Genomic DNA, 14,606 nt, shown 5'->3' with positions numbered 1-14,606 from the left:
GCTGATTTCTTCCAGGCTTTTTTTGAGTTGCCGGAATCAGATATTTCTGCTAGGATAACTGAAGGATGAGAAAATCAGATATCGTATTTGCCTGTTTATGGATGAGAGCGTGTGAAATACTGCAAAAATAAGGAGTTGATGCATATGATCACCTGTCAGGATATACTGGAGCAGCAGCTGGACGGAGTGGAGCTGATCGCCGGAGAAGAGGGGCTCACAAGACCTGTCACATGGACCTATATGGTGCAGACCCGGCCTTTTGAGGAGCATATGAACCAGGGGAATTTTGCCCTGTGTGTGGTAGACTATGTCCGGTTTGACCTGAAAGAAGCCGGGAAAGCCATGGAAGAACTGTATGGGCTTGGAATTTCCGGCTTTGGGATTTCGATCACCGATGACAAAGAACCCGTCCCGAAGGAGATGATCGACAAAGCCAATGCGCTTCAGCTCCCGCTGTTTTACATCCGGTGGAAGGGAGCTTCTTTTGTGGATATTGCCCAGAGTGTGGGAAAGATCATCCTGGAATATGAAATGCAGAACAGGCGGATGGGAGATTATCTTTACAATCTTCTGTTTGGCTATGATATTAATGACCGCTATATCGAAAAAATCTCCCAGCAGTTCGGGATCAACTTTACCACACCCTGCAGAGTAGGGATCATTGTGGCTGATCGGAAGTACGGCATCAATCTGGAGCAGGATGAGCATATCTACGAGTATTATGCCAATTATCTGAACCAGGAAGTCATGACAATGGAAGGAAAGCCCATGTTCCTCCGGTTTCTCAACAAATTTGTCCTTCTTTTTGAGGCAAAAAAAGACAAAAGCATTGAACATGAGCTGGAAAAGGTTCTGCAGAAGATCGATGCCAGTCCGCAGTTTCACGGAACGATCCGAAGCACCTGTATCCTGGGCGGTATCTATACCAATCCGGCAGATTTTGGCACCAGCTATCAGGAGGCAAAGCGTCTGATCCCCAAAAAAGACATACTTCCAAATCCCAAGCACAAGAAAGTTTTAAGTGCAACAGCCATGGGAATTTATCAGTATCTGTTCAATAACGACAACCATGATGAGATCCTGAATTATTGCAATGAACGGCTGGGAAAGCTGGAGGAATATGATCATGCCAACGGAACGTTTCTCCTGGATACCCTGCTTGCCTATTACATGAACGGGTTCAGCGTCGGAAAAACGGCGAAGGAACTTTTTATTCACAGAAATTCCCTGCAGTACCGGCTGAATAAGATCCAGGAGCTGATAGATTTTGAACTGGATGACTATATGGAATATCTGGATATGATAAACTGTATCCTGATCAAACAGCTGATGTTTTCCTGAAAAACAGGTTCCTACAAATACAACACTGTGCAAAATAAACAGCTAATTTGTGCAAAATGAAAGTTGACGAAAAGTTTCTCCTGAGTATAATGAAGTCTATCAAACAACAAAGGCGTTGAAGGAAATGAAAAATTTCTTTCAGCGCCCTTTTTGTTTACAGGCGAAAACGTTCAGGTCGACCAGTTAAATATGTTTTGTGCCAGCTATGTAGAAGAGGAGGAAACGAATATGAAAAAAAATCTTTTAGGCAAAATGGTGATCACAGGTATTATTTCCGCAGCAATGTTAGCATCTACAGCAGCTTCCACATGGGCAGCAGACAAATCAGATAAGGATGTGTTAAGGGTTGGTATGGAATGTGCATATGCACCGTTCAACTGGACCCAGGATACAGATACAACCCCGGACGGAAGCAAGGCAGAACCTATTTACGGCAGTGATTATTACACATATGGCTACGATGTGGCAGTAGCTCAGAAGCTTGCAGAGCAGCTTGGAATGAAGCTGGAGATCCACAAGGTTGAGTGGTCCTCCATCGGAATCTCCATGGATGCCGGTGATTATGACTGTATCATCGCAGGTATGGGAAAAACGGCAGAAAGAGAAAAATCATATGCTTTTACAGAACCATATTATTACAGAGATAACTGTATCGTGGTAAAGGCAGGCGGCAAATATGACGATGTCAAAGGCCTTTCCGATCTTGCAGGAACAGGCTGCAAGGTTACCACACAGCTTGGAACCGGATGGGTACCGCTTCTGGATCAGATCGACGGTGCAGAGCAGTCCGGAAACTATGAGACAACCTCCGAGTGCTTTATGGCAATCTCCAACGGAGTTGCAGATGTCTGCGTTGTAGATGTTCCTACAGCAGAATCAGCAGCCCTGACAAACAAGGATCTGAAGATCATCAATCTGGATGAGAAGGATACCTTTAAAAATGATGATGAAATGGTCAATGTCTGCATTGCAACAAGAAAAGATGACACAGAGCTGAGAGATAAGCTGCAGGGTGCCATGGATGACATCGGCTGGAACGATAAAGAGAAAATGGATGAGCTGATGGATACTGTTCTGACACAGCAGCCGGCAGCGAACTAGTTCAAGTGAGGTGGAGATATGTTAGGCTTTTCAATTACAGATCCGTCCAATTCCCTGGAATGGATGATATTTCTGGCGAAAAAATATTCCGGTATGTTTCTGGAAGGAACCTGGCTGACTCTCTATATAGCTGTAGCAGGAACCATTCTTGGTTTCCTGCTGGGCTATATCATCGGTATCATCCAGGATATCCGTATCAATGAAGGCGACAGCATTCTGAAAAAAGGAATTTTTAAAATCTTAAAGGCAATCTGCAGGATCTATGTGGAGGTTTTCCGGGATACGCCAATGATCGTTCAGGCAATGGTCCTGTATTATGGTATCCGTCAGGCAAATGTGAATATTACACCATTGTTTGCAGGTGTTATGGTAACGGTACTGAACACCGGAGCCTACATGGCAGAAACTGTCAGAGCCGGCATCGGTTCCATCGATATGGGACAGAGGGAAGGTGCCTGGGCCATGGGAATGTCACCTATGAAGACCATGATCTATGTAGTGCTTCCGCAGGCCTTCAAAAACATCATCCCTGAGATGGCAAATACATTTCTTACAAATCTGAAAATGACTTCCGTTCTGAATGTTATCGCAGTTCAGGAGCTGTTTATGGCAGCAAAGACTGTAGGTGGAAATTATTATAAATATTTTGAATCCTATCTTGTTATTGCAGTGATCTATTTTGTACTCTGCTTTGTATTTAACCGTCTGTTTACATTCCTTGAAAAGAAGATGAAGAAAACAGAGAACTACGCACTGGCAGTGGAATATATGGAAAATCCGTAAGGAGGGAAAAATAATGGGTGATGCAATCATATCCGTTGAGGAATTAAGTAAAGCATTCGGGAATCATGAGGTACTGCGAAAAATCGACTTCAACGTGGGGCCGGGCGAGATCATCTGTATCGTTGGTTCCTCCGGTTCCGGAAAATCCACTCTGCTTCGCTGTATCAACAAGCTGGAAACCCAGACCAGCGGAAAGATCCGCTATCATGGAAAAGAGATCGGAGCAGTACAGAAGGAGATCAATGATTATAGGTCAAAGGTCGGCATGGTATTTCAGTCCTTTAATCTCTTTAACAATATGACAGTTCTCCAGAACTGTATGCTCTGTACAAGAAAAGTCCTTCATCTGTCAAAGGAAGAAGCCTTTGACCGGGCGATTACACATCTGAAGCAGGTAGGAATGGCACCGTTTATCAATGCAAATCCCACACAGCTTTCCGGTGGACAGAAGCAGAGGGTTGCCATTGCAAGATCGCTCTGCATGAATCCGGAGGTCCTGCTTTTTGATGAACCTACATCAGCACTGGATCCGGAGATGGTAGGCGAGGTTTTAAATGTTATGAAGGAGCTGGCGACCACAGGCCTTACCATGATCATTGTGACTCATGAGATGGCATTTGCCAGAGATGTTTCCACCAGGACGATTTTTATGGATCAGGGTTACATTGTAGAGGATGCACCTCCGGCAGAGCTGTTTAAAAATCCTAAAAATGCCCGTACCAGAGAATTTTTGAGACGTTATCTGGCAGGATAGGAAGGAGTATAAAATGGAAAATTTTATTGTAACCTTTGCCAGAGGTTTTGGAACCGGCGGAAAGGAAATCGCCTCCATGCTGGCAAAAGATCTGGGAATTCACTGCTATGAAAACCGTATCCTGACACTGGCAAGCCAGATGAGCGGACTGGATGAAAAGCTCTTCCTGGATATCAATGAGCGTATCCGCAATAACGGAGGATTTACAGGATTCCTTAAAGGGCTGCCCAGATCCAGGCAGTACATTGCAAGAAATGAAAAATTTGTTTCTGATGACCGGTTGTTTGAGTATCAGTCACAGATCATCAGAAACCTGGCAGATCAGGAATCCTGCGTGATCGTCGGAAAATGCGCGGATTATGTGCTGAAGGGCAGGGAAAATGTGGTAAGTATCTATATCGAAGCGCCGCGTGCCTTCTGTCTGGAGCGGACCATGCAGAGGATGAAGGTATCCGCAGATGTGGCAGCAGCCACCATTGAGAACACAGATAAGTACAGGGCGGACTATTATAAATATTATACAAAAGGAAATTACTGGACTAATCCCGTCAATTACGATATGACGCTGAACAGTGAAAAAGTCGGAATTGCAGGATGCGTAAAGATGATCGAAGAATATCTGGTGATGAAGGGTCTGATCACACGGGAACAGATCTTGTCAGAACAGATCACAAAAGGGGAGGAAAAGAAATGAAGCTGGAAGAAACAGGACTGACATTTGAGGATATCAAGGAAAAAGTAAACAAATACATGATCGAGACCTATGAGAGAATGGGTTTTCTGGCAGAAAGTGCAAAAGACCAGTATATTTACAATGAGAAGGGCGAAAAATATCTGGATTTTTATGCAGGTATCGCAGTAAACTCCGCAGGAAGCTGCAATGAGAAGGTAGTAAAAGCGGTTGTAGACCAGGCACAGACACTGATGCATACCTTCAACTATCCGTATACCATTCCCCAGGCACTTCTTGCTGAAAAGGTCTGCACAACCATCGGAATGGATAAGATTTTTTTCCAGAACTCCGGTACAGAGGCAAATGAGGCCATGATCAAAATGGCAAGAAAATACGGAATCGAAAAATATGGTCCGAACCGTTATCATATTGTAACTGCAAAAATGGGATTCCATGGAAGAACCTTTGGTGCCATGTCCGCCACCGGACAGCCGGGAAACGGATGCCAGGTCGGCTTCGGTCCCATGACCTACGGATTTTCCTACGCACCGTACAATGATCTTGAGGCTTTCAAGGATGCCTGCACGGAAAATACCATTGCCATTATGATAGAGCCTGTACAGGGCGAGGGCGGTGTTCATCCGGCGACCATGGAATTTATGAAGGGACTTCGGGAATTCTGTGATGAGAATGATATGCTTCTTCTTATTGATGAGGTCCAGACAGGCTGGTGCAGAACCGGTAAGGTGATGAGCTATATGCATTACGGGATCAAACCGGATATCGTGTCCATGGCAAAGGCACTTGGAGGCGGTATGCCGATCGGCGCGATCTGTGCTACAGAGGAAGTGGCAAAAGCGTTCACACCTGGTTCCCACGGAACAACCTTCGGCGGACATCCGGTTTCCTGTGCGGCGGCATTGGCCGAGGTTGGTGAACTTCTCGACAGAGATCTGGCAGGCAATGCAGCAAAAATGGGCGCCTATTTTATGGAAAAGCTTGCAAAGATCCCTCATGTAAAAGAGGTTCGTGGACAGGGGCTCCTGGTAGGTGTGGAGTTTGATGATACTATTTCCGGTGTGGATGTAAAGCATGGCTGTATGGACAGACATCTCCTGATCACGGCCATCGGAGCACATACCATCCGTATGGTACCGCCGCTGATCATTACAGAGGAAGACTGCGATCAGGCGGCTGCCATCATTGAAGAGACAGTAAAAGCACTTTCAGAATAAGCGGAGGAGATGGACAGCATGAAAAGATTTACATTTTCCGTACCACAGAATATTCTTTTTGGTGAAGGTGTATTAAAGGAGCTTCCCGGGGCAGCCGGGAAGCTTGGCGGAAAACATGGCTTTATCATATCCGGCCCCACACTGAACAGACTTGGCGTAGTCGGGCAGTGTGAAGAAATCCTTACACAGGCCGGCATTGCAGTCAGCACCTTCTGTGATACAGAGGGAAATCCATCCGTGGAGACTGTGGAACGTGCAGCAGAAGCATTCCGGGCAAGCGGGGCAGATTTTATTGTTGCTCTTGGCGGCGGTTCCCCTATGGATGTGGCAAAAGCCGTAGGCGTTGTGGCGAAATACGGCGGCAGCATCACAGAATATGAAGGTGCAGACAAGGTTCCGGGGGAGATCATCCCGCTGATCGCCATTCCTACAACTGCCGGAACCGGTTCAGAGGTTACGGCTTTTTCTGTTATTACCGATCACAGACGAAATTACAAGCTTACAGTATTTTCCTATAAGCTGATCCCGGCTTATGCACTTCTGGATCCGCTGCTCCTCACCTCCGCACCGGCTTCCGTGGCGGCTGCCTGCGGGATCGATGCGCTGATCCACGCAGAGGAATCCTACGTTTCTCTGGACGCATCCCCATTTTCCGAGGCCATGAGCGAAAAAGCAATGGAGCTGATCGGCCGGAGCATCCGCACTTACGTGGCAGACCGCAGCAATCTGGAAGCAGCTTCCGATATGCTTGCAGGCTCTCTGTTTGCCGGGATTGCTTTTTCCTGGGCAAGACTCGGAAATATCCATGCCATGAGCCATCCGGTCAGTGCTTTTTTCAATGTACCTCACGGTGTTGCAAACGGAATCCTGTTTCCGTATATCGTGAAATATAACGAAGAGGCAGCCTTCGGAAAATATCAGAAGATTTATAATTATATTTCCACGGAAAAGAAATGTGAGTCTGAGTTTTCAAAAGGAATGCTGGAGCAGGCAGTCCGTGAGCTGAACGCCCAGGTTGGGATCCCGGCGAAATTATCGGACGCAGGGGTTACGGATGAGTATTTTGCGCAGATGACAGAGGATGCCATGAAAAGTGGAAACATTGCGGTAAATCCTCAGAAAACCGTTCAGGAGGATATCCTGGCACTGTACAGGGAAGCATTATGAGAGAGAAAGCGAAACAGAAGCAAATAAAGTAAATGTAATACAAACATGTTCAGACTGGCAGCATAATTGCGATTATGCTGCCTTTTTTGCTGCTTTCCAGTACTTTTACCTGTCCGTTATGCTGTCTGACAATTTCACTGACAAGTGCAAGCCCCAGGCCGGCACCTCCCATAGCGCGGCTTCTTGATTTGTCCACACGGAAGAACGGGGTGAAGATTTTTTCCTGATATTCAGGAGGAATGCCGATTCCGGTGTCGGAGACTTCAAGAAAGACGTAATTGACAGATGTGGATGTATCTGTTATTTCTCCGGAAAGGTGGATATTTACGGTTACTTTTCCACCGGAGTGATTGTATTTGATCGCATTTTCCACAAGATTGTACACAGCGCGATACAGCAGCAGATAGCTTCCGGTAATGATGCAGTCTCCCTCCTGCTGGATCAGTTCAACTTCTTTCTGTTCCGCTACGGAAGCAAGGTCGCAGAAAACCTCATCCGTCAGTGCTGCCAGAGAGATACTTTCGGAACGTTCAACAGTCTGTACACCGGTCATATCCAGGAGGATTTCAGCCAGATGGGAAAGTCGCCCGGTCTGTTCCTGGAGCATGGCAAAAATCTCCTGATAATCCTTTAAAGCAGGTGCTTCCCTGCGGGCAAAGACCTCCAGATTTGTCTGGATAACAGCAAGAGGAGTCCTCAGCTCATGGGCTGCATTGGCAGAAAACTGCTTCTGGGCAGTAAATGCCTCATCCAGGCGTGCGAGCATTTTGTTAAATGAAATTGTCAGGCGGGAAATCTCGTCATTGGTAGCAGGAACTTCAAGAGCCTCTGAAAGGTTCTGGACCTCTATTTTGTTTACCTCCTGGCTGAGTCTGCGCAGGGGAAGTAATGCCTGACGGCTGATAAAATAAGTGCAGATGCTGCTGAGAAGGATGATGATCCCTGTTACCATGAGTCCTTTGGTGAGAAACAGTTTTTTGGTTAACTGCAGCTGATCGGAAAGCTCCGGAAATAAGACGGAGGGATTCATATTAAAGGTGATGGGAGCAGAATCTGTGTTATCGATCCGTATCATGTAATCTCCCAGATCCTCCATTCCGGCAACTGCGGACTGGCTGATAAAAAAATACATCAGAATGCAGGTGACTGTCATAAGCAGTGCAGTGATCAGTGTCAGACGCCATTGAAGAGATAGTTTTCCGGTTATTTTTTTCATTGTATAACCTCCGTTAAAATGTAACCCTGGCCGATTTTATTCTGTATCGGATCAAAGCCGAGAGCCGTGCGCAGCTTTTTTCGAAGAGAAGAAATGTGGACACGAATGGAATTGCTGAGACTGTTGACGCTTCCGTCCCAGATATGCTCGATCATTTCTTCCGGGCTTATGATACGGTTCTGATGAAGAAGGAAATATTCCAGAAGAGAACTTTCCTTTCGGGTCAGAGAAAGGGGAAGTCCATCGACACTGGCCTTTCTTGTACGGGTATCAAAGCTGATACGTCCGCATTGCAGACACACATCCTGCTGGATGAATTTTCTTCGTGTCAGACTTCGGATCCGTGCCTCCAGCTCTTCAAAATGAAAAGGCTTTGTGAGATAGTCATTGGCACCGAGATCAAGCCCTTCAACCTTGTCCTGGATCTGTCCTCTGGCAGAGAGGATCAAAACGGGAGTGGAGGTATCGGATTCCCGAAACTGGCGCAGGATTTCCAGCCCATCCACGCCTGGAAGGTTCAGATCAAGAAGGATGAGATCATAATTTTCCACCAGACATAATTCCAGTCCTTCCTCCCCGTCAAAACATGTGTCCGCTTCATAGCCATCCATGCGAAGTCCCTCCGCAATAGACTGGCAGAGCTGCTTTTCATCTTCGATTATCAATATATGCATAATAAATTCTCCTAAAAAACAGTTGATTTTGCTTTGTTATCTATTATATCATGTATAGCATAAAATTCCTGTAAATTTTTTTTGTTTCTTAACAGAGATTTTATACAGGGGATGATATAGTAAGGCTACAGAGAACAAAATTTACATATAAAATATACGCCGGTTCCGGGTAGGGGCCGGTGATATCAGAAGGGAGAATATAAACAATGAAATTAAGAACACAGAAAATAACAGCACTTATGGCAGCAGCGGTATTAGGAATATCTGCATTTGGAAGCGTACCGGTAACAGCGGCGGAAAGCACGGAAACAGCAGATATCGGAGAGGCAATGGCGGTGGATGGAGATGCAGTTTCATCAGATCTGGTAGCAGGTACATTTAAGCCTTCCGATGTAACCTGCAAGGCACAGGATTCTTATGAATATCCGTTTCTGGGACTGAAGCTTTCGCTTTCGAAGGAGCTGTTAAAGCAGATCAAGGACCAGAGCATTGCAATGCTTACCACGGAAGATCTTGAGAATCAGACCAATGCAGTGACATATGCTTATGTAAGCTGGAGCAAAATGACAGAGGAACAGAAAAACGCCGAAATACAGAAGATGGGAACAGGATATGACGACTGGGTGGCAAGTCTGGACAGAATTGGCACAATTGGCGTTTATGACGAAGCTTCACAGAAAAAGCTGGATGAGATCACTGGCTGTACAGAGCATAAAGAGCTTGGAAGCAGCAGTGACGGGAAATACAAATATTATCTGAGCACCAACAAAGATGCAGATGAAAAGCTGACAAAGGAGCTGGGAAAGATCAAAACCGACATTACGGAAATGGCACCGTATCAGAATATTTCCGTGTTTGACCAGCCACAGGATACCAGCGTCAACCCGGAGGATGTAAAATCTGTAGGAAAATTTGAAACAACAGGAATAGATGGAAAAACATATACAGAAAAAGTATTCAGTGACTATGACCTGACGCTGGTAAATGTTTTTACAACCTGGTGTTCACCATGTGTAAAAGAAATTCCGGAACTTCAGGAGCTTTATAAAGAAATGAAAGATAAAGGCGTCGGAGTAGCAGGCGTGGTGCTTGATACTACAGATGAAAAGGGAAATCAGGACGAGGAGGCTGTAAAAAAAGCAGGCATTCTTCAGGAAAAAACAAAAGCAAAATATCCGTTCCTGATACCGGATACTACTATGATGAATGGCCGTCTGCAGGGGATTTCCGCATTTCCTGAAACATTTTTTGTTGACAAAGATGGAAACATTGTAGGCGATACCTATACAGGAAGCCATACACTGGACGAATGGAAGGAAATCGTGGAAAAAGAGCTTAAAAACGTTTCAAAGTAAAAGATGATCATTACGGAGAGTGAAAAAATGATTCGGAAAATAACAGAATCCAGGTGGATCGGACCTGCTCTGGCGGTTTTGGGAATTTTACTGATGATACTGGGAATCTGCAGGGGCGAGGTGTCTGTAGTTTTTACAAAAGCGATCAACATCTGTATGGAGTGTATTGGCATTGGATAATAAGAAGATGAAAATAAATGAATGGCCGCGGCATGGGATCCAGGCATTGTGGGCGGCCCTTACAAACAGTCACATATCAGGGTTTATAACTGGAAAGATCTATACCGGAAAACTGAAAAATGTATGTGTTCCGGGGCTGAACTGTTATTCCTGCCCCGGGGCAAGAGGGGCCTGTCCCATTGGTTCCCTTCAGGCTGTGATCGGAAGCTGGAACTTCAAGATGGCATATTATGTAGCTGGATTTCTGATCTTTGTGGGAGCGCTGCTTGGAAGACTGGTGTGCGGATTTCTCTGCCCCTTTGGACTGATCCAGGATCTGTTGAACAAGATTCCTTTTCCAAAGAAGATCCGGACATTTCGGGGAGATAAGCTTCTGCGAAAACTGAAATATGTGATCTTTCTTGTATTTGTGATCATACTTCCCATGTTTGTAGTAGATATCATGGGCCAGGGAGCACCATATTTCTGCAAGCTGATCTGCCCGGCAGGAACGCTGGAGGGAGGTATCCCGCTGGTGCTGCTGAACAAATCCATGCGAAGTGCAGTAGGCTGGCTGTACATATGGAAAAATACAATCCTGGTGATCACCATTATCTTATCAATTATGATATACCGGCCATTCTGTAAGTATATCTGTCCGCTGGGAGCTTTTTATTCGGTATTTAATAAAGTTTCCGTTTTTCGTTACAGAGTAGATAAAGAAAAATGTGTTCACTGCGGAAAATGCAGAAATATCTGCCAGATGGAGGTCGATCCGACGGAAAATCCAAACAGTACAGAATGCATCCGATGTGGAAGATGTAAAAAGATATGTCCGACACAGGCGATCCGGTGTGGGTTTGCAGGCAAAAATCAGACCTGAATTACTTTAAAAGTGAATTTCCGGATATCAAGTGCCGTTGTTATTGTGAACAGTACGTTTGGAAGTAAAGACATATTTCCGGATTGGGCAAAGAGGAAATTATCATGGAATTGACGAAAAACAGAATTTTCCTTATAACATTCAGTATCTGATGAATAGTACGGAAAACTGAAATGATTCAGAAAATTAGATTGAACTCACTTTAAAAGTGAAAAAATAATTTGACGATTTCTTGACAAGTACTAATAAATATGTTAGTATTCAATCATCAAATTAATAAAGTCTTCGGTGACTGACGGAATTGTGGGATAACCACGAGGGAGCCGGAGATTCGATGAGTCGACCGTCTGGGCAGTATTTGAAGAAATTCAGATACTGCTCTTTTTTATGGGATAAAAAGATCCGGACGGTTGCTGTGGAGAAAGGAGAACATTATGGGATTCAAAAGTGACATCGAGATCGCACAGGAGTGCACAATGGAGCCAATTACCAAGATTGCGGAGAAAGCAGGTATTGATGACAAGTATCTGGAGCAGTATGGTAAATACAAAGCAAAGATCGACTATAATCTCCTGAAAGAAACAGACAAAAAAGACGGCAAACTGATTCTTGTAACAGCTATCAACCCGACACCGGCCGGGGAAGGAAAAACAACTACAACGGTAGGTCTTGCAGATGGAATGCAGAGACTTGGAAAAAATGTTATGGTAGCTCTTCGTGAGCCATCCCTGGGACCGGTATTCGGTGTCAAAGGTGGTGCGGCAGGCGGCGGTTATGCACAGGTAGTTCCGATGGAGGATATCAACCTTCATTTTACCGGTGATTTTCATGCGATCGGTGCGGCAAACAACCTTCTTGCAGCAATGATCGACAACCATATCTTCCAGGGTAATGAGCTGAATATCGACCCGAGAAAGATCACATGGAGACGTTGCGTGGATATGAACGACCGTCAGCTTCGTAATGTAGTAGACGGACTTGGCGGAAGAACAAACGGTATGCCGCGTGAAGACGGATATGACATCACTGTAGCATCTGAGATTATGGCAGTTCTCTGTCTGGCAAGTGATATCAAGGATCTGAAAGAGAGACTTTCCAGAATCATCATCGGATATACTTACGGCAAAGTTGCTGAGCAGAAACCGGTAACAGCAGGAGATCTCCACGCAGAGGGTGCTATGACAGCACTTCTGAAGGATGCCCTGAAACCAAACCTTGTTCAGACACTGGAGCATGTTCCGGCGATCGTTCACGGCGGACCATTCGCAAACATCGCTCACGGATGTAACTCCGTAACCGCTACAAAGATGGCTATGAAGCTTGCTGATTATGCCATCACAGAGGCTGGATTCGGTGCTGACCTTGGAGCAGAGAAATTCCTGGATATCAAGTGCCGTATGGCAGGTCTTACACCAAGTGCCGTTGTTATCGTAGCAACCGTACGTGCTCTGAAATATAATGGTGGCGTTGCAAAAGCAGATCTTAACAATGAGAACCTTGAGGCTCTTGAAAAAGGTATCCCGAACCTTCTGAAGCATGTAAGCAATATCAAAAATGTATACAAGCTTCCATGTGTGGTAGCTATTAACGCATTTCCGACCGATACCAAGGCAGAGCTTGATTTTGTGGAAGCAAAATGCAAGGAGCTTGGCGTAAACGTAGCACTTTCCGAGGTATGGGCAAAAGGTGGCGAAGGCGGAATCAAGCTCGCTGAGGAAGTAATCCGTCTTGTTGAAGAGCCGAATGACTTCACATATGCTTATGAACTGGAAGGCTCCATCGAGGATAAGCTGAACCAGATTGTACAGAAGGTTTACGGTGGAAAGAAAGTGGTTCTTACAGCAAATGCCCAGAAGCAGGCGAAACAGCTGGAGGCACTTGGATTTGGCAACTGCCCGATCTGTGTAGCTAAGACCCAGTACAGCTTAACAGACGACCAGACAAAGCTTGGTGCTCCGACAGATTTCGAGGTAACAGTAAGAAATCTTAAGATTTCCGCAGGTGCAGGCTTTATTGTTGCATTGACAGGTGAGATCATGACCATGCCAGGCCTTCCGAAAGTACCGGCAGCAACCAAGATCGACGTAGACGAGAGCGGTAAGATCACAGGACTGTTCTGATATAAAGTATAGAGAGTTAGTTTTTGAGGGGAATTCAGATAAAAAGCGGTAGAACCTGCAGAAATAGAGGTTCTGCCGCTTTTTCTTATACTATAATAATGCAATCTCTTTACAGGGGTGATAAAATATAGTGTAGTTAAAAGGAATGCTATAGAAAAAAATGTAGAGATAAATGAATGTGGGGAAAAATATGGTATACACATGCAAATATAAATCGCTAATCGGAGATATTTTACTTGCCGCAGATGAAATCGGACTTACCGGTCTGTGGCTTGAAGGACAGAAATATTTTGCAAATACACTTCCGGAAGATTATGTTCCACAGGAAACGAAAATTCTCACAGAAGCAAAAAAATGGCTGGATGTATATTTCGCCGGTGAAGAACCGAACTTTACTCCACCACTTCATCCGAACGGTTCAACATTCAGAAAGGCAGTGTGGCAGATTTTACTGGAGATTCCCTACGGACAGACGATCACATATGGAGAAATTGCGCGCAGAATTGCAGTGATGAAAAACACTTCCCATATGTCCGCCCAGGCAGTAGGCGGTGCGGTTGGACATAATGAAATTTCCATTATCATTCCCTGCCATCGAGTCGTAGGAACAAATGGAAGCTTAACGGGATACGCCGGAGGAATTGACAAAAAAATTTCACTTCTTAAGCTGGAACATACAGATATGAGCCGTTTGTTTGTTCCAAAGAAAGGAACTGCACTGTAAAACTCAGGCTGAGAGGACGGTCTGGTGCAGGCGTCCACGAAAAGACAGATATTTTATTTATGAAAGCATGCTATGAAAATTGCCAGCAGGATTTCGGAGGAATAATTATGGGAAAAATACTGGATGAAGATTTAATCTACGAGATACTGTCCGTGGTGGAAGAGATACCTGAAGGAAAAGTGGCCTCCTACGGACAGATCGCACGTCTGATCGGGCGGGATAAAAATTCACGTCTTGTAGGAAAAGTCTTAGGTATGGCAGAATTTTACGGAAAGTATCCCTGCCACAGAGTTGTGAACCATGCAGGGCGTACTGCACCAGGCTGGAGAGAGCAGAAGATGCTTCTGGAAGATGAGGGTGTGGGATTTAAGGCAAATGGATGCGTGGATATGAAGCAGCATCAGTGGGAGGAGTAGTGTTT

15 protein-coding genes and 1 riboswitch are annotated in these 14,606 nt (G+C 45.2%); of the genes, 13 read left to right on the top strand and 2 right to left on the bottom strand.

What is annotated here, in order from left to right; all coding sequences use genetic code 11:
* Positions 1–144: 144 nt before the first annotated feature.
* The 7 genes from V9W66_RS04410 (at position 145) to V9W66_RS04380 (ending at position 7,054) form a co-directional block, all read left to right on the top strand.
* Positions 145–1,341 carry a PucR family transcriptional regulator gene (locus tag V9W66_RS04410; protein ID WP_144092489.1) on the top strand — a complete coding sequence of 399 codons (1,197 nt, stop codon included), beginning with the start codon at positions 145–147 and terminating at the stop codon, positions 1,339–1,341.
* A 228-nt stretch (positions 1,342–1,569) separates the two neighbouring features.
* Entirely contained in the window at positions 1,570–2,442 is an 873-nt protein-coding gene (locus V9W66_RS04405) for a transporter substrate-binding domain-containing protein (RefSeq protein ID WP_144092487.1), read from the top strand.
* Positions 2,443–2,460: 18 nt separating this feature from the next.
* Complete coding sequence (locus V9W66_RS04400; RefSeq protein ID WP_243121578.1) at positions 2,461–3,225, top strand: amino acid ABC transporter permease; 765 nt, start codon at positions 2,461–2,463, stop codon at positions 3,223–3,225.
* 10 nt (positions 3,226–3,235) lie between these two features.
* Complete coding sequence (locus V9W66_RS04395; RefSeq protein WP_279231191.1) at positions 3,236–3,979, top strand: amino acid ABC transporter ATP-binding protein; 744 nt, start codon at positions 3,236–3,238, stop codon at positions 3,977–3,979.
* 13 nt (positions 3,980–3,992) lie between these two features.
* Complete coding sequence (locus V9W66_RS04390) at positions 3,993–4,673, top strand: cytidylate kinase-like family protein (RefSeq protein ID WP_144092483.1); 681 nt, start codon at positions 3,993–3,995, stop codon at positions 4,671–4,673.
* The gene (locus V9W66_RS04385; protein WP_144092481.1) at positions 4,670–5,887 is read left to right on the top strand and encodes an aspartate aminotransferase family protein; all 1,218 of its coding nucleotides are present in this window, start codon (positions 4,670–4,672) and stop codon (positions 5,885–5,887) included. Before V9W66_RS04390 ends, V9W66_RS04385 begins: the two co-directional genes overlap by 4 nt.
* 18 nt (positions 5,888–5,905) lie before the next feature.
* Complete coding sequence (locus tag V9W66_RS04380; protein WP_144092479.1) at positions 5,906–7,054, top strand: iron-containing alcohol dehydrogenase; 1,149 nt, start codon at positions 5,906–5,908, stop codon at positions 7,052–7,054.
* A gap of 49 nt (positions 7,055–7,103) precedes the next feature.
* Here V9W66_RS04380 and V9W66_RS04375 read toward each other — a convergent pair whose 3' ends face one another.
* Together V9W66_RS04375 and V9W66_RS04370 are read right to left on the bottom strand one after the other, a co-directional pair.
* Positions 7,104–8,270, bottom strand: coding sequence for a sensor histidine kinase (locus V9W66_RS04375; protein WP_144092477.1), 1,167 nt, complete (start codon positions 8,268–8,270; stop codon positions 7,104–7,106).
* Entirely contained in the window at positions 8,267–8,944 is a 678-nt protein-coding gene (locus tag V9W66_RS04370) for a response regulator transcription factor (RefSeq protein ID WP_144092475.1), read from the bottom strand. The genes V9W66_RS04375 and V9W66_RS04370 overlap by 4 nt, the downstream gene beginning before the upstream one ends.
* A gap of 206 nt (positions 8,945–9,150) precedes the next feature.
* Here V9W66_RS04370 and V9W66_RS04365 point away from each other — a divergent pair, with 206 nt between their 5' ends.
* From V9W66_RS04365 to V9W66_RS04340, 6 genes are all read left to right on the top strand, one after another.
* The gene (locus tag V9W66_RS04365) at positions 9,151–10,299 is read left to right on the top strand and encodes a TlpA family protein disulfide reductase (protein WP_144092473.1); all 1,149 of its coding nucleotides are present in this window, start codon (positions 9,151–9,153) and stop codon (positions 10,297–10,299) included.
* A gap of 27 nt (positions 10,300–10,326) precedes the next feature.
* Positions 10,327–10,479, top strand: coding sequence for a CD1871A family CXXC motif-containing protein (locus V9W66_RS04360; RefSeq protein ID WP_092068499.1), 153 nt, complete (start codon positions 10,327–10,329; stop codon positions 10,477–10,479).
* Positions 10,480–10,486: 7 nt separating this feature from the next.
* Positions 10,487–11,341, top strand: a complete 855-nt coding sequence (locus V9W66_RS04355; protein WP_144092528.1) for a 4Fe-4S binding protein — start codon at positions 10,487–10,489, stop codon at positions 11,339–11,341.
* Between the two features lie 278 nt (positions 11,342–11,619).
* Positions 11,620–11,701: riboswitch (ZMP/ZTP riboswitch) on the top strand.
* Positions 11,702–11,775: 74 nt separating this feature from the next.
* On the top strand, positions 11,776–13,461 hold the full coding sequence (locus V9W66_RS04350; protein ID WP_092068491.1) for a formate--tetrahydrofolate ligase: 1,686 nt from the start codon (positions 11,776–11,778) through the stop codon (positions 13,459–13,461).
* A 190-nt stretch (positions 13,462–13,651) separates the two neighbouring features.
* Complete coding sequence (locus tag V9W66_RS04345; RefSeq protein WP_144092471.1) at positions 13,652–14,185, top strand: methylated-DNA--[protein]-cysteine S-methyltransferase; 534 nt, start codon at positions 13,652–13,654, stop codon at positions 14,183–14,185.
* Between the two features lie 107 nt (positions 14,186–14,292).
* Entirely contained in the window at positions 14,293–14,601 is a 309-nt protein-coding gene (locus tag V9W66_RS04340) for an MGMT family protein (protein WP_144092469.1), read from the top strand.
* Positions 14,602–14,606 lie beyond the last annotated feature (5 nt).

The organism is Blautia massiliensis (ex Durand et al. 2017) (assembly GCF_051861785.1).
Lineage (GTDB): Bacteria > Bacillota > Clostridia > Lachnospirales > Lachnospiraceae > Blautia_A > Blautia_A luti_A.
This window is presented reverse-complemented; position numbering and strand designations above follow the sequence as displayed.